Source organism: Alteromonas sp. C1M14 (assembly GCF_018860965.1).
Classification (GTDB): domain Bacteria; phylum Pseudomonadota; class Gammaproteobacteria; order Enterobacterales; family Alteromonadaceae; genus Alteromonas.
The window spans coordinates 346682-369047 of record NZ_JAHKQF010000015.1 but is presented as its reverse complement, the minus strand read 5'-3'; the positions used below and the strand labels follow the sequence as shown (position 1 = coordinate 369047).

General features: G+C 43.7%; 19 protein-coding genes and 1 pseudogene. 11 read left to right on the top strand and 9 right to left on the bottom strand.

Annotated features, from left to right (window positions below):
• The first annotated feature begins 9 nt into the window (after window positions 1–9).
• Genes KO501_RS14060 through leuD form a run of 4 tightly spaced genes read left to right on the top strand, consistent with a single transcriptional unit; the run spans window position 10 to window position 4501 of the window.
• Window positions 10–1875: a hydantoinase B/oxoprolinase family protein gene (locus KO501_RS14060; RefSeq protein WP_216030297.1), complete on the top strand. Its 1866-nt coding sequence runs from the start codon at window positions 10–12 to the stop codon at window positions 1873–1875.
• Window position 1876: 1 nt separating this feature from the next.
• Window positions 1877–2506: an isochorismatase family protein gene (locus KO501_RS14055; protein ID WP_216030296.1), complete on the top strand. Its 630-nt coding sequence runs from the start codon at window positions 1877–1879 to the stop codon at window positions 2504–2506.
• Window positions 2499–3908 carry a 3-isopropylmalate dehydratase large subunit gene (gene leuC, locus KO501_RS14050; protein WP_216030295.1) on the top strand — a complete coding sequence of 470 codons (1410 nt, stop codon included), beginning with the start codon at window positions 2499–2501 and terminating at the stop codon, window positions 3906–3908. The genes KO501_RS14055 and leuC overlap by 8 nt, the downstream gene beginning before the upstream one ends.
• Window positions 3905–4501 (top strand): 3-isopropylmalate dehydratase small subunit, encoded by a 597-nt coding sequence (gene leuD, locus KO501_RS14045; protein WP_216030294.1) that lies wholly within the window; start codon window positions 3905–3907, stop codon window positions 4499–4501. The genes leuC and leuD overlap by 4 nt, the downstream gene beginning before the upstream one ends.
• A gap of 74 nt (window positions 4502–4575) precedes the next feature.
• On the opposite strand, the gene KO501_RS14040 is transcribed toward leuD, so the two are convergent.
• On the bottom strand, window positions 4576–5595 hold the full coding sequence (locus KO501_RS14040) for a hypothetical protein (protein ID WP_216030293.1): 1020 nt from the start codon (window positions 5593–5595) through the stop codon (window positions 4576–4578).
• A gap of 205 nt (window positions 5596–5800) precedes the next feature.
• On the opposite strand from KO501_RS14040, the gene KO501_RS14035 reads away from it, so the two are divergent.
• Entirely contained in the window at window positions 5801–6847 is a 1047-nt protein-coding gene (locus KO501_RS14035) for a WYL domain-containing transcriptional regulator (protein ID WP_216030292.1), read from the top strand.
• Between the two features lie 77 nt (window positions 6848–6924).
• On the top strand, window positions 6925–7650 hold the full coding sequence (locus tag KO501_RS14030) for a hypothetical protein (protein WP_216030291.1): 726 nt from the start codon (window positions 6925–6927) through the stop codon (window positions 7648–7650).
• Window positions 7651–8265: 615 nt separating this feature from the next.
• On the opposite strand, the gene KO501_RS14025 is transcribed toward KO501_RS14030, so the two are convergent.
• Together KO501_RS14025 and KO501_RS14020 are read right to left on the bottom strand one after the other, a co-directional pair.
• The gene (locus KO501_RS14025) at window positions 8266–10008 is read right to left on the bottom strand and encodes a CocE/NonD family hydrolase (protein ID WP_216030290.1); all 1743 of its coding nucleotides are present in this window, start codon (window positions 10006–10008) and stop codon (window positions 8266–8268) included.
• A gap of 357 nt (window positions 10009–10365) precedes the next feature.
• Entirely contained in the window at window positions 10366–11520 is a 1155-nt protein-coding gene (locus KO501_RS14020; protein WP_216030289.1) for an iron-containing alcohol dehydrogenase, read from the bottom strand.
• A 310-nt stretch (window positions 11521–11830) separates the two neighbouring features.
• Between KO501_RS14020 and KO501_RS14015 the strand changes: the two genes are divergently transcribed.
• Together KO501_RS14015 and KO501_RS18400 are read left to right on the top strand one after the other, a co-directional pair.
• Window positions 11831–12739, top strand: coding sequence for a LysR family transcriptional regulator (locus KO501_RS14015; protein ID WP_216030288.1), 909 nt, complete (start codon window positions 11831–11833; stop codon window positions 12737–12739).
• 6 nt (window positions 12740–12745) lie between these two features.
• Window positions 12746–12844, top strand: a pseudogene (locus tag KO501_RS18400) (aldo/keto reductase); the annotation flags it as partial.
• Between the two features lie 93 nt (window positions 12845–12937).
• Here KO501_RS18400 and KO501_RS14010 read toward each other — a convergent pair.
• Both KO501_RS14010 and KO501_RS18600 read right to left on the bottom strand, forming a co-directional pair.
• Window positions 12938–13627, bottom strand: coding sequence for a 2'-5' RNA ligase family protein (locus KO501_RS14010; protein ID WP_216030287.1), 690 nt, complete (start codon window positions 13625–13627; stop codon window positions 12938–12940).
• Between the two features lie 183 nt (window positions 13628–13810).
• Entirely contained in the window at window positions 13811–14227 is a 417-nt protein-coding gene (locus KO501_RS18600) for a peptidoglycan-binding domain-containing protein (protein ID WP_216030286.1), read from the bottom strand.
• A gap of 221 nt (window positions 14228–14448) precedes the next feature.
• Here KO501_RS18600 and KO501_RS14000 point away from each other — a divergent pair, with 221 nt between their 5' ends.
• Window positions 14449–15495 (top strand): alpha/beta hydrolase, encoded by a 1047-nt coding sequence (locus KO501_RS14000; RefSeq protein WP_252728423.1) that lies wholly within the window; start codon window positions 14449–14451, stop codon window positions 15493–15495.
• 95 nt (window positions 15496–15590) lie between these two features.
• Here KO501_RS14000 and KO501_RS13995 read toward each other — a convergent pair whose 3' ends face one another.
• Entirely contained in the window at window positions 15591–16109 is a 519-nt protein-coding gene (locus KO501_RS13995) for a TetR/AcrR family transcriptional regulator (RefSeq protein WP_216030285.1), read from the bottom strand.
• Between the two features lie 491 nt (window positions 16110–16600).
• Between KO501_RS13995 and KO501_RS13990 the strand changes: the two genes are divergently transcribed.
• A complete protein-coding gene (locus KO501_RS13990) occupies window positions 16601–16969 on the top strand; it encodes a VOC family protein (RefSeq protein WP_216030284.1) in 369 nt (122 codons plus the stop codon).
• A 103-nt stretch (window positions 16970–17072) separates the two neighbouring features.
• On the top strand, window positions 17073–17765 hold the full coding sequence (locus KO501_RS13985; RefSeq protein ID WP_216030283.1) for a cupin domain-containing protein: 693 nt from the start codon (window positions 17073–17075) through the stop codon (window positions 17763–17765).
• Window positions 17766–17874: 109 nt separating this feature from the next.
• On the opposite strand, the gene KO501_RS18595 is transcribed toward KO501_RS13985, so the two are convergent.
• The 3 genes from KO501_RS18595 to KO501_RS13970 form a co-directional block, all read right to left on the bottom strand.
• On the bottom strand, window positions 17875–21123 hold the full coding sequence (locus tag KO501_RS18595; protein WP_216030282.1) for a S41 family peptidase: 3249 nt from the start codon (window positions 21121–21123) through the stop codon (window positions 17875–17877).
• A 142-nt stretch (window positions 21124–21265) separates the two neighbouring features.
• Entirely contained in the window at window positions 21266–21787 is a 522-nt protein-coding gene (locus tag KO501_RS13975) for a YetF domain-containing protein (protein ID WP_216030281.1), read from the bottom strand.
• Window positions 21788–21929: 142 nt separating this feature from the next.
• A complete protein-coding gene (locus tag KO501_RS13970; protein ID WP_216030280.1) occupies window positions 21930–22343 on the bottom strand; it encodes a DUF393 domain-containing protein in 414 nt (137 codons plus the stop codon).
• Window positions 22344–22366 lie beyond the last annotated feature (23 nt).

Here is a 22366-nt window from a genome sequence, read left to right as displayed (position 1 = left end):
GGAGGCGTTATGAATAATAAAATTAAACAAACCAACACAGCTGAGTTGACCAGAATTGACGTTGATACGGTCACCGTTGATATCATTGAAAATGCATTGCGTAATGCCAGAGAGGAAATGGATGCGGTGTTATTTCGTACCGCAATGAGCCCTGGGATCCGCGAGCAGGGTGATTGCTTTCCCATGATTGCGAATAAAGACGGCAAAATGGTAGTAGGGCAATTTGGTTCTTTTATCCATGGCTTCCTAAGTGCATTTGAGGGTGAATTGGAAGAAGGGGATATTATCCTTACCAACGATCCTTACATGACAAATGCAGCTGTTTCTCATTTACCTGACTGGATTATTCTTGTTCCTATCTTTAAAGATGGACGACACATTGCGTGGACCGCGATGTTTGGTCATATGTCAGACAACGGCGGAATGGTGCCAGGCTCAATACCCATTAAAGCGGAAACCATATTTCAAGAAGGTATTCGGATCCCACCCACAAAACTCTATAAAAAGGGTGTGCTACAAAGCGATATCTTAGAGCTCATTTTGCATAATGTGCGAACGCCTCAGTGGAACCGCTTTGACTTAAACGCACTTGTGGCAGCATGTAAAACGGCGGCAAAACGCTGCCAAGAAATAGCCGAACGTTTCGGTGACGATATGTTTTATTCCACCATGGAAATTATGCTCGAGCGTAACCATGTTGCGATGGAAGCTATTATCAATATGTTGGTGCCAGAAAAGCCTCGGGTCTTCGAAGACTACTTATGTGACGATGGTGTGGGCATGGGGCCATACAAAATACGCTGCAAGATGTGGCGGGAGAATGGCAAGGCAATTTTCGATTTTGAAGGCACCGATCCGCAAGCGAAAAGCTCAATAAACTTCTACTTAAATGAAGACATGTTCAAGATGTTCTTCGGCTCTTTTACTATCAATTTGGTGGACCCACAAATACTGTTCAATGATGGGTTCTATGACTTAGTTGATGTGCGTATACCTCAAGGCAGCTTACTTAAACCAAACTTTCCAGCGGCCCTTTCGGGAAGAACGCACGCATTAGGCCGTATCTTTGACGTAATGGGAGGGCTATTAGGGCAAGGTGCACCTGATGCCATGAATGCCGCCGGTTTCTCTGATTCTCCCCATCTGTTTTATTCTGGCTATGACGATAAAGGCGAGTGGTTCCAACTCTTCCAGATTGGTTTTGGTGGGATCCCAGGCAGGCCTGTGGGTGATGGGCCAGACGGACATTCTTTGTGGCCAGGCTTTACTAATGTACCGAACGAATTTATCGAAGCGTATTTTCCTCTTCGTGTTGAAACCTACGAAACTATTCCAGATTCCGGTGGCCCTGGTTTTCACCGTGGTGGTAATGGCCTGTCGGTGGGGTATCGGTTCCTTTGTGATGGTGCCATCGCGATTCATGATGACAGGTGGTTAACTTATCCTTGGGGCGTTAATGGCGGGTTGCCAGGTAAACGTTCAACAAAACGCCTCGTTCGAGAAGATGGCAGCACAGAAATTCTGCCCGCTAAATGCGAGGGCATTGTAGTAAAAGCCGGTGACGTATTGTATTTCGATACATGGGGCGGCGGCGGTTGGGGCGATCCATTTGACCGCGAACCCAAAGCGGTAGCTGATGATGTCGCCAGAGGATTAGTCTCTTTGGAAGGCGCGCGTCGATACGGTGTGGTGATTGAAAATGGGTTGGTAAACGACACAGAAACCCAGCGCTTGCGAGCGACATTGAAAGAAGAGAGAGGAGATGTGTCGTTGTTTAATCGTGGCGGAACAATAGAAGAAATTAAAGCCAAAGCAAAAGAGGAAACGGGCTTAGCCGCACCTGTGTCACCATCGTTCAACGTTGCGAGACAATAACATGCAGCTTAGTAGCAGCGATTTACTCTCGCAAGGTGTCGCCTTTGGCGTGCGCCCTGCGTTAATTATTGTTGATATGACAGTAGGCTTTGCGTCACCTGAAAGTCCTCTTGGCGGTGTATTTGATAGTGAAATTGCCGCCGCTGAAGCATTAATTCAGCACTTCGATGGCGAAAGCTTACCTGTTTATTTCTCAACAGTTGTATATGACAACGACAGCCAGCAATCGGTGTTCAGACAGCATTTGCCTGACTTAGATATGCTTGCTCGGGGTAGCCGGTGGGTTGAGATAGACCCCCGCCTATCGTTTTCTGATAACGCTACGTTAATTGAGAAAACCGTCCCAAGTGCTTTTTTTGGTACCCAGCTAAACGAGAAGTTAAAGGCCGGCGGGGTGGACAGCGTAGTCGTGTGTGGCTTAACAACCAGCGGTTGCGTTCGCGCAACCGCAGTAGATGCATTGTCGTGTAATTTTCCTGTGTGGGTTGTCAAAGAGGCCTGCGGAGACAGAAACATTGACGCTCACAACGCGAACTTGCACGACCTACACGCAAAGTATACTGAAGTTGTCAGTCTTGACGCCGTGTCGTCATATTTTGCTAAGAGAAAAGCGGAGGACGACCATGCCTAAAACACTTTATGACAAGCTTTGGGATAAGCATTTCGTTACTTCAGTTGATGGTGACGGGTTGCTGTACATTGATAGGCACTTGATTCATGAAGTGACTTCACCTCAGGCATTTGATGGTTTAAAACAATTCAACAGAAAAGTAAGACGACCTGACTTAACGATAGCGACGATGGATCATAGCATTTCTACGCAGTCGGCTAGTTTAGATGCCTGTGGTCCAAAGAACGCGTTGCAGTTAAAGACCTTAATTAAAAACTGCCACGCTAATAACATCGTTTTATATCCAGTAGGAGACAGTCACCAAGGTATTGTGCATGTTATGGGGCCGGAAATGGGGCTTATTCATCCTGGTATGACCGTGGTGTGTGGCGACTCGCACACCGCTACCCATGGCGCCTTGGGCACGTTAGCTTTTGGCATTGGCACATCAGATGTAGAGCATGTGTTAGCTACCCAAACCATTCGCCAAAGCAAAGCAAAGAATATGCGGGTTAATTTTAATGGCGAGCTACCCGAAGGGGTCTTCGCTAAAGATATGATTTTAGCCTTAATTCGAGAAATTGGACACGACGGTGCAACCGGGTATGTCGTGGAGTATAGCGGAGACGCGATATCGAGTTTATCGATAGAGGGGCGAATGACAATCTGCAACATGAGTATCGAAGCCGGTGCGAAAGCAGGCATGATTGCACCGGATGATGTCACCTTTCGCTACTTAGACGGAAAAGCATTTTCGCCTAAAGGAGAGAAGTTCGAGGCAATGAAAGTTGCTTGGTCGGCGCTTTTTTCAGATGCTGATGCAGAATTTGATAAAACAGTCGACATTGATGTGTCTCGTTTATCCCCTCAGGTAACGTGGGGAACTAACCCAGGACAAGTTATCGGCATCGATGAAGCTGTACCTCAATTGCCTGACAGTTATTCCGACGGCGATGCTAGCGCTATGCAGAAGGCGCTACAGTATATGGACATGAACGCTGGGCAAAGCATAGACGATGTTGCTATTTCCCATGTATTTATTGGTTCGTGTACAAACAGTCGAATAGAAGACTTAAGAGAAGCCGCTGCGGTGGCATTAAATGGGCAAGTGGCCGATCAAGTCAAAGCGATTGTGGTGCCCGGTTCGATGCGAGTGAAAAAACTTGCCGAAGAAGAAGGGCTAGATCGCGTGTTTATCAATGCGGGGTTTGAATGGCGATTGCCCGGATGTTCAATGTGTTTAGGGATGAACGATGATGTGCTTAAAGAAGGCGACCGCTGTGCGTCTACCAGCAATCGAAACTTTGAAGGCAGACAGGGGCGAGGCGCTAGAACGCACTTAGTTAGCCCAGCCATGGCCGCGGGTGCGGCATTAAAAGGTAAACTCACCGATGTTAGATTGCTATTAAGGGGGCAGCCATGAAACCATTAATAACGGTTGAATCTAAGGCAATACCTTTTGCAGAAAATAACGTGGATACTGATCAACTGCTGCCAAAGCAATTTCTGACAGAAATAACGCGTCAAGGTTTTGGAAAGCACCTTCTTCATGATGTACGTTACCTCGACAACAATGAAAGTGTTTTAAACCCAGATTGTGTGCTTAATGATCCTGTGTATGCTGGCGCTGAAATATTACTGGCGGGTGAAAATTTTGGTTGTGGTTCGAGTCGTGAGCATGCGCCATGGGCTATCGCTGATTTTGGCTTTCGTGTGATTATAGCCAAAGGGTTTGCTGACATTTTCTATGCGAATTGTCTTAATAATCAGATTCTACCGATTACATTACCCCGCGTTGTGGTTGACGATATTGTGATGCAATGTCGGCAGGATCCGAATCAATTGGTATGTGTTGATTTAAGCAATCAGGAGGTTCGTTTTAACAGTGATGTTTTCAGTTTTGCTATTCCGCTTCACCATAAACAAAATTTGTTAACTGGAGTAGATAAAATAGGAAGAACATTACTGGAAGAAAACGCTATTGCTGAGTACGAAGCAAAAGCGTTGCATATATAGACGTTCTATTAAACGCCCAATAGAGAGCCTTATTTCAATGTAGATAAGGCAATTTATTGGGCAGTATTGATTTGTTATGGGCGATGCAAGTATTGGTTAAGCTGCTCGACTAACTCAAATGCTTCACTTTTTGTTAGATAAGGCACCTTTATCGTTCTAGCCCAAAAGAAATTTTTACCTGTTTTTGAGCTCACTTGTGAAAAAGGCATAGCTAACAGTGTGCTACCTTTCCGCTTAGGGATAGGAGTCAAAAACTCTACATCTCGATACAAAGTTTCACTGTCTAGAGCTTTAACCTCACCTTTTACTTTTGCTGCAGCTATTAAGCCGCACCATTTGTGCGAAAAGAAAACAATATCTCCTACATGAACATGGTGAATAAACCTCTTTGCATCACCATATGCCTCAAGACGACTATTAGCCATCATCGACCAAATAGAATTCTCATCCCAACTACGATTTGTATCAAATAATACACCTTTTACATCACTTGGTTGTTTGTGCTTATCATATGGAAGCGCAAAGAATTCAAAGTACTTTTCTCCAGCGAGTTCGTAAACTCGATATGGTAGGTAATCAATAGATACACCATTTTTCTTCCAGTAATCGACGGAAGATATTAATGATTCATCGGTTGCGCTACCTATAATTAATAGGTGTTGTTTATCATTTATTTTTTTGGGATCTAATTCATGCTCAAGACTAAAAGCCTCTCTGTGAGCTTCAACTAGGGTCATTTCACCTTTGCTATACTCTTTGAACTTTTCTTCTAATTTTTGGTAGCTCCATTGAGCAGCTTCTTGTGTATAACTAAGTGCTTGAAGGACGCCATCTTTCCCAGCGGGTGCACGCTTTAATTCAAATATAACTAATTGACCATTTTTATTAAGCGCATATATATCAGCTTCTGCTTGCCCTTGTCTTTCCTGGCACACCGGCATTAATCTAGCCTCTTCAAACAACACATCTAAAATGCTGTTTGCAATTAAGTTTTCTAACGCTTTTTCACTTTTTCCAAAACTAGAAAAGTCTCTGAACTCTACAGGTTTTAACTTTTCAAAAACTTCGGCTTGATCTTCTATTTTGTAGAGCATCTCTGCGTTCCTTTTAGTACATAACGCCCTTTACATAAGGCATAGTAAAGCTCGCCAGCAACACGATTTAATTTGGCTATACACTGCATGTCATAGTTGGGAATGAAACATGTCACCATCCGCATAAAGACCTTCGAACGTTTTGTCCTTAAGAAGTATTAATCTGACTAAGCTCAGGTATAGTGATAAAGAGGTGCGACAATATATGTCGCAAGGAGAAGGAGGAGATACTTTGAATCATAGGACAGAAAGGAATACGTTAAGTCGCCAGTGGGAAATCTTGAGACTCTTACCTTCAGTTGGAGCAGGAATAACGGCCAGTGAATTAGTGAAAAGACTTACAGGTCTAGGTTTCAATGTTTCAAAGCGTACTGTAGAGCGAGATTTAAATGAGTTGTCTCGCCAATTCCCGCTGCTCTGTAACGACAAAAGTAAACCTTATGGCTGGCGCTGGATGGATAATGCCTCATTTGATATCCCTAATCTCAGCATCAGCGATTGTGTTTCATTGATAATGGCTGAAGAAGTGATTTCACCACTATTGCCTCCGTCGGTTTTACGACCTTTAAAGCCGCGTTTTGAATATGCAAAAAAACATTTGCAAGAGGCCAATCAAAGTCACCCGCTTGCTCGATGGACTGATAAAGTTGCGATTCGCCCCCCATCAATGCCATTACTTCCTCCAGTTATTGATGAACAAGTGCTTGGTATTATCCAAAGTGCTCTGCTGGATGAGAAGCAAGTAAAAGTTGTTTATTTTGGTGTTTGGGCGAAAGAGGCTAAAACACTGGTGTTGCATCCCCTTGGGTTAATTCACCGAGGTAAGATACTTTACTTAGTTGCCACAGCATTTGGTTACAGAGATACCCGATTATATGCATTACAAAGAATAAGTGTCGTTGAACAGCTGGAAGAAAAGATAGATAAGCCAGTAAATTTTTCATTGAAGGATTATGTCGACTCAGGCGCTGCTGAATTTAGTTTGAGTGATGACATTGCCTTTAAAGCTCGGATTCATCGTTCAGTCATCAACTATCTTTTTGAGACTCCGCTATCGGATGATATGCAGGTTGAGAAAACAGAGAGTGATTGGCTTGGCCTTACTGCCACAGTCAAGGATTCTTGGCAGTTTAGATGGTGGCTACGTTCACAAGGGAGCTGCATTGAAGTAATCGCACCAACGACACTGCGACAAACAATCAAAAATGAAGTGATCGCATTAGCGAATTTGTACAAAGTCGACAATTTTTGATCTCTGCGACAAAACCTGACGCAAGTTAAGTGTAGTTTTGTGTAAAAGTAGAAAAGACTAGAGTTAAGGAAGTAATAGTGAAGCGCCAGTTAAATGAAAAATTCAAACAGTTTGCATGTTCGCACTACGGCTGTGATGGTGGAAATTTAGATTCGAAAGTCTGGGTATGTGGCTTGGAGTGGGGAACGGAGTTTAAAGATTTAGCTGATTTAGATGAGGCAATGGAGGGGCCTTTTAATGTTGGCAGCTGGGATGGGCAGGTAAAAGAGCGTCTCAAATATCAATACAATAATAAGATTGCTTGGCTATATAGTTATCTCTATGGCTGGGGTGATGGGCATAAAGAAGAAGCTGTTCAGCGTAAGCTTATGTGCTCGGATGGCATTGGATTTAAGATGAACGCTTTTCCTATTTCTTTCAAAAATCGTGCTAGTGTATCTTGGACTCCCGCAATCGCAGATCTCATAGGACTGCATTCTTTCGAAGTTTATCTTGAATGGTGTATTTCAAATCGAGGGCGTTTTTTTCAAAGCTTAGTAAAAAAGCATGGTCCGCGAATAATAGTATGTACCGGTAAAGGCTCGATGATGTCTTTTTTTCGCTTTTTCGACTGCGATTTAACGACGGTAGACGACGGTGAAATGTTCAGTGTTGCGCGTTGCAATGACAATAATACGCTCGTTTTTGTTGTCCCATTTTTTGGTGGTGCGTCGGGTATCAATAGTTTTGTCAAAATGGCTGCGCTGGCCAGTAATATTTCTAAGTATGCTGATGAAGCCTTAGGCCTAACCGACTGGAAATGAAGAATCATACAAAACCCGAATACACGTTTTGTTCTTGATTAAATAAAAAGGCCCTGTTCTAGACGATGCCGTTTATAGGTAAGAAAGTGAGTTACTAGCAATGGCTTCCTTGCCATGAATTAAACCTTAATCAGATCTCACCAATTTCGGGCGGAAAGCGTGGAGAATCTAACCCTTATCGACAAGCATGTATTGGTTAATAAAAAAGATGGAAGTCAGGATAAATATCATTTTATGTTTGGTCCGACTGGCGGGATTCATGCCTCTGTCACTCCATTGATCATTAACCAGATAACAAGGCTATAGCCCTCGTTTCCACAACAGTGCGATGGGCATCAAAAACGCTCTGAAGAATGCCTATTATAACGGCGATGGTTTCCGTTACCTAACCACAGCCATTAGTCTCGACTTAATAGTGTGTTATTTTTCGGTAGCAATAGTCTAGGTAGAAAATAAACCAATACCGAATAGAATGGTTATCTCTAATCAAAGTGGTAAGTTAAAAGCTTAACTCATCATTATCCCAAAAATCATTTTCCATAACTAGCACGTAAACGCGCGTTATGTTGAATTTAGGTTCAGCATAACGGGCGCTTTGGCTACACAGGTTCTTGTTTAAGGAATAATAGGTAACACTATTTTTGATGGGTACTCTTTACTCATATGCAGTGTCTGATGAGCGACCTGCATTTCTGAGGTTTTAGCGAATTCAGCACCGGTGTTTAAGTTTCTGGCAAGTCGTGGGTAGTTACTGCTGGTGATATCAACCCTGATACGATCGCCTGGAGACAATTTGTAGCTTGTGGCCCACATGTCGATTTCGTATTTATACACTTTACCCGGTTCAATTAACTTGGGCTTTTCAAAACCTTCTCTATAGCGGGCTCGTATTACACCATCAACCAAGTTGAATGCAGTACCGTCAGGTTTAACCACAATTAATTTGGCCATAAAGTCGGTGTCAGGAGCACTACTTGAAGCATAAATTTCTGCGCTAATAGGGCCGGTGAATTCCGTGGCTTCGGTAAAGGGTTCTGTGACAAATCGCAGAATATCTTCCCGGTCATCAAGAGGTTTTTGATCGTAAGGCCCTCTTAATTTAGGCATCATGATGTTGCCACCTAGGGTAGGCACGGGATCCGCTGGATCGTAATCGTATTTTAAGGTGCCAGTCTTTTTTGCTGGTGATTTTTCTGAAAGGGTTTGATTGTCGTGGAAATAAAACGGACGATAATCGGTTCTTGCCAATGGCCACTCTTGCTCGTCACGCCAAACGTTTTCGCCCATGATAAAGATGCGCACTGGCGCTTCATCTGCTTTTAGACCTTTAGGCTTAGTTGAGCCTTTCATCCAATAATCAAACCAATCTAGCAACATTGCTGGGGCATCAATCAGGGCGTTTTCACCAAAATCTACATCTCCTAGCTTGGAAGATTGATTCCAACCATGGGGCCAAGGACCAATTATTAGGCGTTGACCGTTTCTAGAGGTGCTTGAGGCAGACTGTTCAGTCATGGTGGTATAACTACCAATAGTGCTGCGTAAGAACACATCAAACCAACCACCAATATTGATGGCTGGCACATCCATTTCGGTTGCTCTGTCTTCTAAATTTAATGGTTTCCAATAATCGTCGTAGGAAGGATGGGCGATCCAATCCTGAAAGTGTTGCACATTAAAGCCCACACTTTGGGCTAAGGTTTCTATGGGTAAATGATTGATCCCGCTAACCCAATCAACCGGAAACGACATGTTGGTTCTGCTGCCAACTAAACCAATTCCCCAACTAGCTCTGGATAACAGCGAAAACGCACCCCCTGGATAAGCTACGTCACGATAGTAGTTACCTGGACTCACTGCGGGTGCTATGGCAACCAATGCTGGGTTTTTATTTATCGCTGCTAACCATTGAACAGAGGCTAAATAGGAAGAACCAAACATTCCTACTTTACCGTCAGACCAAGATTGTTCAGCAATCCAGCTTAGGGTGTCATCCCCATCGTTTATTTCTTGAAAATAGGGATACCACTTTCCTTCGGAGTCATAGCGGCCACGAACAGACTGGAACACCAAGGCATAACCATTGGAGGTGGCAAATTTTGCGTACTTTTGGCGGCTAGCAGCAGAGCCATTGGTGTACATATCGCGAATTAACAATGTTGGATATTTTCCTGTTTTGTCAGGTAAATAAATATCCGTTGCTAGCTTCACACCGTCACCCATCGCCACAGGAACGTGATACATCTTTTGAACTGTTTCTGGGAAGCCCTCATTAAACTCTTTGAAGCTTTGAGCTTGGGTTAGCGAAGTGCCAGCTAACGCCAATAAAGCGCCAAACATTAAGTCACGAAATTTCATAAAATCCTCACAAGTTATAGTTTTTATCGGGAGCCTCTTAGTTACAGAGCAATAACCCACACTTTTCCGCTATTTTTTTATCTAAATTCACACATTTATTTTTGTAATGTCGTACGCATGCTTAAACAATGAACAATTTTTCGGGCGAAAGTACCATAGAGCTTATCGATACTTAGGCATGAAAGCCTAGAATAATTCAAACAAAAATCTGTCTAGTAAAGTCTGGTCGATTAAGGGGAATGTCTTGTAAGGTAAATTATTCGAATAACGCAGTAAACGTTCTTCCTTTTTACTGAGAAGGTTAAGCACCCAAGTGTCAGTTAAGAGTGACCATTAGGTGCTTTATAAAATATAACTTTAAGCAGCAAGGGTGAGGATCTCACGGACCTTTGAAAGGTTAATATCGCCGTGCTCACCTAAGGCAGTCAGTCCGTTGCGTTCTAGGTTATTCACAAGCCCATCAATGGCCGACTTTTCAATGTTGTAGTCAGACAAACGGGTCTTTATTTGCATGGTTTCAAAGAAATCCTGCACCGCTTTTATGGTTAAGTCGATGGCTTTCTCTTTGTCATCTTGTTTGATTCCAAATACGCGCTCACCGAGTTGTAAGATCTTTTCTTGCTTCTGCTGGCGTTGAATAAACATGAGCGAGGGTAAAACAATCGCCAAAGTGACGGCATGATCAAGGCCATGTAGCACGGTGAGTTCGTGGCCAATCATATGAGTGGCCCAATCTTGAGGAACACCTTTACCAATAAGACCGTTAAGGGCCATGGTTGCAGACCACATAACATTGGCGCGAACATCGTAATCTTCTGGTGTTGCTAGGGCTTTGGGGCCTTCTTGGATCAGCGTTTGTAAAATGCCTTCTGCAAAGCGATCTTGCAAAGGCGCATTTACCGGGTAAGTCAGATATTGTTCAATGACGTGGACAAAGGCATCCACTACACCGTTGGATACTTGTCGTGGTGGTAGTGAATAGGTGAACTCTGGGTCAAGAACCGCAAAAACCGGTTGTACAGATTCCGAAACAAATGCCCGTTTTTGTGCGGTTTCTGAACGGTTTACCACCGCATTGCCGTTGCTCTCTGAGCCGGTGGCTGGCAAGGTCAGTACTGCGCCTACAGGCAATGGGTTTGCAAAGGTGGCACCTTTAACAAGGATATCCCACGGGTCGCCTTCAAAGTTAACCGCCGCGGCGACAAACTTAGCCCCGTCAATGACGCTACCGCCACCCACGGCCAAAATGAAGTTAACGTTATTTTCACGAGCCACCTTCACGGCTTTCATTAAGGTTTTAAATTCAGGGTTGGGTTCAACACCTTGGAATTCCACTACGTCTGCGTCTTTAAGTGCGGTATTTACTTTATCGTAAATACCGTTTTTCTTGATTGAACCGCCACCATACAAAAAGAGTACTTTGGCTTGTTGAGGTAAACGGGAAGACACTTCGCTGAGTTGACCTTTACCAAATAAAATTTCGGTTTGATTTTTAAAAGTAAAATTAAGCATGGTTTGCCTGTCCTTAAATATTTTGCGATTAAACGGTAGACCGTTTTGTTGCGAACAGTTCATTAAATAGAATGTGTTCGCGAAATGGCAATACAAGCTTGTCACCTAAACTTTCTCGTTGCCTTATAAATTTATTTAGCAAACAGAGGGGGATTAACTGACAATACTCGCAAGCGATAAAATTAATAATGTATGTTTTTCGTTCAGCTTCTACCGCATTAGAAAGTGAAGGCATCTTAGGAGAGTTGGATAAACTGTAGAAGTCAGATAAATTAAGGATAGTCATCAAAAATCTGATGGGTAAGGATGTATGTCCTATTTAACACAATTGAAAACCTTTGTAGAAGTATACCGATGCGGCAATATAACCCGAGCCGCTGCGCGCCTTCATATGTCACAGCCTGCTGTCACATCTCATATTCAAGCCATGGAAAGTATTGTTGGCAAAGAGTTGTTTGTGAGAAAGGCGAGGGGAGTAGAGCCTACTGCCATTGCAGATGATTTAGCACTTCAAGTGGCAAGCCATATTGATACGTTGGAGCAAAAAGTGGCATCAATACGAAGCCGCGCGTCAACCGACCATGGCACATTGCATCTAGCGGGGCCTGCGGAATATTTAAGTATTGTAGCAGGGCCAGCGCTGGCTAACTTGTTGCAGGCAGATAAAGTGAATTTGGTCATTCACACGGGAAACAAAAACAACACTTATGAACTGTTAGAAAAGGACATTGCAGAACTGGCTATTGTGGCTTCAGAACCTACTGATGCCATGTACGAATACCAAGTGCTAGATAAAGAGCGCTTGGTTTTGGTGATAAATAGAGTGCAAGGAAAGCTTCTTGGAGACAGGGAAATAACTGCAGAACTCTTAAATCAGCACAAGGTGGTAACCTATGACGAACAGTTACCTCTTATTCGCCGCTATTTTTCTGAGCTCTTTAATGCCTCGTGTGAGTCGCCGGTGGCGGCAGTATGTCCCGATATTCGCGCGATAAGCAGCATTATTAAAGCTGGTATAGGCTATTCCGTGTTACCAGATTATTTATGTAAAGAGGGGATCGCTAACGGTGAGCTTATTCAACTTGGCAAAAGCGGGCCCGAGAATGAAATTTATTTAGTCTGGAAAAAGGGGGCGTTACGTAACTCAAGGGTGGATTTCGCCAAAGACGTGATTATGGCCTTTGCTAATATTAACTATATGGCCGCTCAGCCCGACTAGTCGGCAATTGAACCGCTGGATATCTTACTTCTGCATCGCCCTGATCCGTTAAAGGAACTTGATGAAGTTGCCATTACATTGACAAGGTTGCAACAACAGGGAAAGGAGACCCGTCTTACATAGGAAACCCACCGCACCCAGTCAGGCATTTTTCACGGTTAAATTTAAATGCCTTTCAAAGAGGTTACTGTGTTCTTTTTAATTAAAAAAGTACCTTGCTATCACTTCTTTTTGTTGTCCGAATTCATCTGTAATTCCAATGCCTAGGCCAATAATTTGACCCTCTGCCACAGGCGGAGTCGCTTTCATTTTAACGTTAAAATTGGCCAGTTTAGGGCTTGGCTCATTGGCAAGTAATGTTAGGTGCGGCTGAAAATTTTGAAACACATTGGGGCTGCCGTAGCGTTTGAAAGCTTCTAATTTGTTGGGGTAGTGTGATACCCAGCCAGGTACGTCAGCCTGCTGATCACGTAAGGGCTCGATAGCCAAGGTTACTTCATCTGCAAGTCTTTGTAGTTTGGTGGACAATTCCAGATTGATAAAGGCCCAATTACTTGGGGTTACGGTGAAACCTTGGGCCTTTATTGGAAACGCTTGCTGTTGGGCCACAATTTTTTTAACGGCAGTTTTGATGGCGTCTTCTGCACCTTCGGGGAAGTCGGTTAAGTAGAGAGTAGCGTGTACCGCAAAGCCTTGTTCGTAAAAGGTATGAATGCCTTCCTTTTTAAGGCTGTCGCTGGTTTGTTTCACCAGGCTAACTATGGGCTGTGAAGGAATAGCAAAGACATCCATGCTGATGCTCTTGGCCTGTGAACTAGCCGAAAATGAGAGCAAGCCAGCGGTGATAAGAGCGGCGTTTAGTTTAGACGTGAATCTTTGATAAAACATTGGTTTCTCTTTTGAAGTGGGTAAATCGTTTAAGCACAGTAAAATGCGTAAATAGGGGAGGAGGTGATGATCAATGTTTGCATTACCCAGCAACGAGTGCCGCTGGGTAATGGTATCATCAGTGTTACTGGGTAATCGCACTAAACCAACTTGGTGTTGGCCCCTCAACTTTACTCAGCTATTTTATCTGCGAATAGACTTAAGTTGCTGCAACAGCTTTGTTGATGCTTTGCCGTCCACTGTTTTTTTGTATTGGCGTTGAAACGCCATGATTGCTTGCCGGGTTTTTTTACCCATCAATCCATCTAACGGCCCGGGGTTGTAACCGAGTCGAGCCAATTGCTGTTGGGTTTCAAGGATCAGGTTTACTTTAACCGGCGCTTTAGGCGAGGTTTTCACCACAACTTTAGGTGGGGTTTTCACCACAACTTTAGCCGGCGTTTTAACCACAACTTTTTTAGCCGGGGCTTTTTTTACTACCTTGCATTCTGCTTTATTGGCGTTGTGTTTTAGTTGGCAATTGGTTTTTGCAGAAGATTGAGTCACTACGCCCACACTAAGCAGTGTTCCGGCTACGGCTATTAATAGCGCTTTTTTCACAAGCGGTTTCCTTAACGAAGATTACGACAAAATTACACCTTAGTGTACCGATGAAAAGGTTAATTACCAAGGTACCCTTATCTTAAAAAGATAAGCCATCAAACAACGTCGTTTTTCGTTTGCTTCAGCCCTAGCTCAATCCCGTTATGTTGTTAAGTTTTGAATGAAAACTGCCAATATCGGGTCTTTATATATTGGTTCAGTATTTATTTAAGGTATGTATGACATTGTTTAATGATTGTTATGGCATTGCGTCGGGCAACAAGTTTACGTTTAAATCTGTAATTAGTAGCGCTATTTTTGGGGTTGTATTGATGTTGGCGCTGGCCATGCAAGCTAATAACGTCAATGCCGCAGATGATACTGAAGCTAACGTTGCTGCGGTGTGGCCTGCTAAAACCGCTTATCGGTACGCCATGGTGGCAGGAAAACGTATTTTCTATCGCGAAGCGGGTGAGCAGCATAAACAAACCCTCGTTTTATTACATGGCTATCCTTCATCTTCACATACCTATCGCGAATTGATCCCCTTATTGTCGGGGCGATATCACATAATTGCGCCTGATTATTTAGGCTCAGGCTACAGTGACAGGCCAGATCCTGATGAACATCCCTATACCTTTGATGTGTTAGCTCAGTATGTCGACGGGCTGCTAACTACCTTGAACCTAGAAAAATACTCGTTATATATTCAGGATTTTGGCGCGCCGGTAGGTTTTAGACTGTTGTTGAACAATCCCGATAAATTAGAAGCGCTTATTGTGCAAAATGGCAACGCCTATTTAGCGGGCTTAACGGCGCCAAGACAAGCGTTTTTTAAACAGGCAAACCAAGATACATCCTTAGCGCAGGCCGATAAACTGTATTCGTTTACCTCACAGCAAGCCATTATTAATAATCAGTATTTACGGGATGTACAAGATAATGTTGAGATCATGAGCCCAGATAGCTGGACTCATGATGTGCACTTTTTACAAACAAAAAAAGACCGGCTTATTCAGGTGCAATTATTACAAGATTACTATAATAATTTGCTCGATTACCCCAAGTGGCAAGCCTATTTAAGGCAGCATCAACCACCCACCTTGATTGTGTGGGGTAAAAAAGATCCGGCGTTTATTGCCGCCGGCGCAAAGGCATATTTAAAGGATGTGCCTAATGCCGAGTTACACTTATTAGACTCAGGGCATTTTAGTGTGGAAGAAAAAAGCGTAGAAATAGCCCAATATATCGTTAAATTTATGGCTAATACCTTTGAGAAAAAATAACCTATTACTGCTGCAACTATCGCGCACTCAAACCGGCATTAGGGCGTAGGAAAACCCCTAGTGTCGCCCTTGATGGCTGGATAGTTATGGATTCGCTACTGCGTGGCTAATGTAAAGTAGCTATGATCATTTAGGGCTTTACTGATCATCATCGCGCCTTCAAGCAAACTCACCGTTGTAATGGCTGCTTGCTCTGGGTTCGCTTCACCATTGGCGGCATGGGCCGCCGCTAACCAGGCTAGGTTTTTAGCGAAAAAACGTTTTACTTCAACCTGCACCTTGTCGGGAAGACTTTCGTTTTGTGCCCCTAATAAACCACACAAACACATTTTGTCTTCGTTGATTAACGAGCCTCTAAAAATTGCGGTGTACACATCAATGGGGTTTTCGCCCCTGGCCTTGATGTCGTCAACGTTGCCTAAGGCGGCTAAAAAAACGTCGGTATACTGGTGAGCTAACGCCGCCCCCAAATCCGCTTTGGTAGGAAAATGATAATGTACACTGGCGCTTTTAATGCCGACTTCATTGGCAATTTCTCTGAAACTAAAATTGCTGTAGCCCCCTTGGCGAACTTTGTTTTCGGCAACTTTTAAAAGCTGTTCTTTTTTGTTCATCTTCATTGTCCTACTAGTAGATAGGTAATTATCTAACAGCGCTTTTAGCATTACAAGGCTTGGCCGGGCTCTCCTCATTCCGCTAGCCATCAAAATAGCACAGGCTCTGGTTTCCATACTTTGCTTAGGCGCGCTGCTTTCATTTTTTTAGTCACGGAAACAGCCATATGGTGGTCTTGCGTCGCTATTTGTTAGCACTTGATGGGCTATTAATTTATGGGTAAGCAGCTGATTTAAAATGAATTAATAAAGTGTGGATTAAATGGTGTATGAGAATGACTAGGCGCAATTATTTGTGTTAAATAATCTCATTTAAATCAATATGTTCATCGTTATAAAAACAATTTAAGCAGGGTTATGGTTAATTTTTATTGACTACCTATCGATAGGTAGATAATAATGAAAGCCGTTCAACACACAAGGTTTATGTTTTTGAGCCCTATCATTAGGTCAAAAATAATAGATTACTTAACATTGCAAAGGTAAGAATAATGATTGGATATACAACCATAGGCTCAAAAGATTTAACTAAAGCCGTGCCCTTTTACGATGCGCTACTTGCGTTAGTTGGCGGTAAGCGACTGATGGAAATGGATCGCATTAAATTTTATGGCTCAGACGCTGGTGGTGCCATGTTAGCGGTATGTACGCCCTACGATAACGAGGAACAAAGCTGCGGAAATGGTCAGCAAGTGGCCATTCCCGGTGGTTCCATTGAAGGTGCTCAGGCACTTTACAATAAGGCAATCGAATTAGGTGCCACAGACGCCGGTGAGCCCGGTCAACGTTTTGACTTTTTTTACGGCTCCTACGTGTATGATTTAGATGGCAACAAACTTTGCTTCTACCACATGACCTAATTTATATTTGTGAGTTAAGGGTCAGTGATTTCACTGGCCTTTTTGTGTTTTGGGCAAACGGATCACATGGCTCTTTAATGGGCTAGCACACTAAGGATCACACATGAAAATAGCCGCCAATTTTGACCAACGCGTAGTTGTGCACAATGAAACGCTACCTTGGGTGGCTTCACCTATGCCCGGCGTAGACAGAAGAGCCCTCGATAGAGTTGGCGATGAAGTTGCGCGTGCAACCACCATTGTGAGGTATGCACCAAATAGCGAATTTTCGCCGCATGTGCATACAGGCGGAGAAGAGTTTGTGGTATTAGAGGGCGTGTTTCAAGATGAGCACGGTGACTATCCTGCGGGCTCATATGTAAGAAACCCTCCCCAATCTACACATAAGCCAGGCTCTGAAAACGGCTGCATCATTTTTGTTAAATTATGGCAGTTTCAACCAGCCGACAGAGCTCATGTACGGCTACAAACTAACTTAATGGAAAGCCAGCCGCACCAGCGTATTGCTGGCGTAAAAGTAATTGCGTTGTATAAGGATGAGTTTGAAGAAGTGAGCTTGCTGCATGTTGAACCTAATGTGCAATTTGCGTTTGACGCTCAAGGCGGTGCTGAATTATTGGTATTGGCTGGGACGTTAACAGAACACGCCGACCAACTGGGTAAACACAGCTGGTTGCGCAGCCCAATCAATAGCAAAATTAACGGAAAAGCTGGTGCTGATGGCGCTACTGTGTGGATAAAAACCGGGCATTTAACCGATGTTAATAAGCAAATATCACGGGTCAGCAATCTATAATCGTGTTGCTTAAGTAGTTAAGAAACCCGTGATTCTAATCGTTGGATCTTATTAACCCCAACGGGTAGATAAAATAGCCAGGTTACACAACCTGACTATTTAGCGTTGTTTAGATTTCATCCATCAATACTTCTACGGCTTTTTCTAGCTGGTCATCTTTGCCGTTTTGGGTATCTTCAGGGGTGTTTTTTACTTTTATGGTCGGCTCTAGCTGGCTATTTTCCAGGAAATTCCCGTTTATATCTGTTACCCCCATTTGCGGGATCCCGAAAAACAGATCGCCGGTTTGTAGCTCTTCCCACCACACCGCGGTGCAGGTGCCAGGTACAGGCATGCCTACGGTTTTACCGATACGATTTGCCGTGTACGCCTTAGGAAAGCAATAACCGTCAGAGTAGTTCCCTTCGTTCATCACCACAATGGAGGGTTTTGTCCACCGTTTCATGGAATCACCTTGATATTTGATTCCGCCCGCCATTTGCCAAGTATATTGCTTACCGCTTAGTAGGGTGACTAAATCATCGGTAAGCCAGCCGCCGCGATTAAACCTTGTATCTACCACCACGGCTTTTTTATCAAAACTACGGCCAAACAGTTCTGCGTAGGTTGTGCGATACGCCGAATCGTCCATCTGTGGAATGTGAACATAGCCTAACTGGCCCTTAGACATTTTATCTACCAAAGCGCGGCGGCTCTCTACCCAGCGATCATAGAGGGCTTTTTGTTCGCTTCCTAATGAGATGGGCTTTATGACGACTTCCCGCGCTTTACCTTTTGTTACAAGGGTTAGCCGTGTTCTTTGCCCAGCCTTACCGTTTAACTTTTGGTACAAGTTACTGGTACTGCTTACGGCTTCACCATCAATATGGGTTAGCAGACTGCCTAGCGCTACCTTGTCTGAAAGTAGGGTAAGGGGGCAATTAGGTAATATTTCTTTTATCACAATGCCATCGTTGGTGGGGGTATCGGCATAAATAACACCAATGGAAGCGGTGGTGGCCGCGGGCGAGGGCTTCGTTCGATAATAGGTGCCAGTATGGGAGGCGTTTAACTCCCCAAGCAATTCGCTGGTGATAATAGAAAAGTCATAATTATTTTCGGTGTTGACTGCTTTATCGTAGTATTCATCATACATTTGTTGCCAATCGATGTTGTGCATACTGGCGTTATAGAATTTGTCTTTGGTTTGATACCAAATATGATCAAACAGGTAAGCGCGCTCGTTGCTTTCATCAAGCTGTATGTTGCCGGTGTAGGCTATGGGTTTTTTCTCGTAATTTCCTGAAAGGGCAATCTGGAACAAGGCCCCATCTGCCAAAATAACCGCGTTTTCGCCTTTTTCATCAATTTCGATTAAGGCATGTTTAGCGTTTAATTTTACCGCTAACTTGGTGCTTTTTTCTTTAAAGTCTTCCACCCATAGATCAAAGCCTTTTTCAAATTTAGTTAAGTAAAAAAGCTTTTCGCCGTCGGGAGTTAACCCATAGTTCATACCACTAAAATTGTCGAAGTTAGACGAGTGTTTGGTTAAGCGTACGGTGCGTTCATCAAGGTGATCCCACTCGATGGTAATGGGGGCCACGTCGCTGTCTTTTTCTTCGTCTTTTTCGCTTGTGTCCTTGTCGTCCTTTTCTTTTTCTGTTTTAGCTTGTAGCTCTTTTTCTAACGCTTTTTCTTCCTTCGTCTTTAAAAAGTCGTCATAAGCTGTTTGGTTAAGAAACACCGACATAACATCGAAGTCGTTGCCCCAGCTTCCGTGGTTTCTTCTACCGAATCGTCCAGAGAGAAATTGAATTGAGCCAGAGTCACTCCACTGTGGGACAATATCGCTGTACCCCGACAGGGTAATATCTACGGGTAATTGGCTGCCATCCGCCGGTGCAATACCTAAGCTGGTATAAAACAGTAAGCCTCTGGGTATGTAAGTAGCAACTAAGTAGCGGCTATCTGGGGACCAATCAAAACTAATATCGCCATCTGAATAGCTGTAGTTTAACCGCGCTGAAAACACTGTATTTGATTTTTCAGAATCTAAATTGAAAACGCTGATTTCATCGCGATTTTTTATGTAGGCAATGGCCTTTCCATCCGGTGATACCTGTGGTTGAAAGGCATTGTTGCTACCCACAATGAGGGGCGTGGTATTAAACTTTGTGGCAGCAAAAAAATAGGGTTCAGATTCGTCAACAATGGAGACTTTGTAAATGCCCCAATGGCCATTTTTTTCTCCGGCATAAGCAATTGTACGTCCATCGGGAAACCAACTGATCCCTCTTTCTTGCTCTGGGGTGTTGGTAAGTTTAACCGTGGTACCAAATTCTATGGATGTGACAAACAGTTCGCCTCTGGCAATAAAGGCCACTTCTTTACCATTAGGTGAAAGGCTAAATCGGTTGGCCTTGTTACCTACCGAAAAAGGTTGTTCAGATAAATTGTGTTTTTCAGCCAATAGACTGACATCTAGTTTTTGCGGCTGTTGGCCCCCTTGCAGTACAAAAAGTTCGCCGTGCCAAGCATAGGCAAGGTGGCCATCCACTGAGCTGGATAAGGATCTCACCGGATGGGTTGTGTGCTGCGTAACCCGGGCCTTGTTGCTGCCGTTACTGTCCATTTTCCAAACATTAAAATTGTTGGTTTCATCTTCGCTAAGGTAATAGATAACCCCGTTTTTGCCCCATACCGGGTTACTGTCTCCGCCGGCGAAATGGGTCAGTTGTTTGTGTTCACCGCTTTGCTTGTCTAACACCCAGATGTCTCTGGCGAATGAGGAGACATCGTGTTTACGATAAATATTTTCATACCCCTTGTTATCCATATAAACAAACTGCTTATCATCGGGGGAGGTTTTCCCCTGCATGGCTGGCGTGGTTAGCAACATTTGCGGCGTGCCTGTGTTAACACTCACCGAATACAGTTGTGTTAGCGCAGGGGTAGGAAACCCCGACGAGGTAACCGAGGGCATACGGGCCGAGTTAAAGTGAATGGCTTGATCGTCGGTGGAAAACTCAATGGGATAATCGTTGGCACTGTGGAAGGTTAACCGTGTAAGGGTGTTGGTCTGTAAAACAAGATGATACACATCCAAACTGCCGTTTCTGTCGCTGGCAAAGGCAATGCTGGTGCCGTCATGGGACCAAACTGGATAACCGTCCCAACTATTATCTGAAACCAGAGGCACGGCTTGCCCACCAGTTGTGCTTACACGGTAAATATCTCCCTTGGCGGAAAAAAGAATACTTTTTCCATCCGGTGATATTGCCGGTTGTTGATACCAGTGTTCGTTGGCAGCTGTGGCGAATGCGCTTAACGAGAATATAAACGCACAAACATAGATGAGGGAAAGCCGGGCAATCTTCACATTACAGTCCTTTGATTGAAGAAACATTTACATCATTTAAATGTTCGATTCTAGTTCTGTTTAAATTGTATACAGAATATGCACCTCTAATTCAACTAATAAACAAAAGGGGCAGGGCATATTTTTTTTGTTGGCATAGCAATTAGGGTTTTACCGCTTTGGTGCCTTGTAGCATTTCGTCGGCACAATGATTACCGTGAAGCACAGAGATATCGCCGGTGGTTTCTAGTACCACCGCTTTGACTTGTTGCATGTTTAGTACATTCGCCTCTCTCAGTTTAGCCATTAAATCGTCGCGGGCCACGCGGGTTTCGACAAGTGCGCTTTCAATAATTTCACCGTCGCGCATTAGAATCATTGGCGTGTTTTGCATAAGCGCTTCAATTTTGTCAGAGCGTCTGCGTAACCACGCGGTGGTAGACTGCACTAAAAATAGCGTTGCCATCGCTACCATAGCTTGTAAAAAACTCGTCCAGCTACTGGCTTGGGATGCACTGGCTAGCAATGAACCCACGGCAACGGTCATTACAAAATCGAAATTGGTCATCTTAGAGAATGACCGAAGGCCGTTTATGCGAACTAACAGAACCACCCAAACCATGGCCATGATGGTTAATAATAGGCCTTTAAGTAGAAAATCCAGTGTGGGATCGGTGCTAAACATGAACATCTCCTAACCTGTGTTGTAACAAGAACGGGGGCGTTAGTAGGTGATACGTAAAAGCGGGCAAAATAATTCAATCAATACCCTGCTTGTTTGCAGGACAGAGGAGTATTGCTTGCAACAAATCGGCGTTTTAAAGTTTTTACTTGGGCTTTTTGGGGGTAACAGCGCAACTACCCGATGGGCAGTCAGCGGTTTTCATATTAAAAACCTTAGCTAAAAAAGAAGAGATAGGATGCCTATATTTGGCTAAAAGCAAGTAAACCCAGTGGCTTATTGTTTTGATTACCGGCCAGTTAAGTGGGGCCACCCAAAAACCTTTGCCCACCAATGTCCATGCTCGGTGAGTAACCTCTAGCCCCAATAGCACTTGTCCGTTGTAATGGCCGTGCAGTATTTTCATGGCATCTTGGAACTTCACGTCGGGGTATAGGGCCTCAAAATCTGGCTGATTGATATCCACTAAGGTGATCACATTATTGGTATCAGATTTTTTAAGATGATTCATTTCTGCAGCACATAAAGGGCAATTGCCATCATAAAAAATGCTAAGCATTTTTTTCTCCAGATAATTCTATT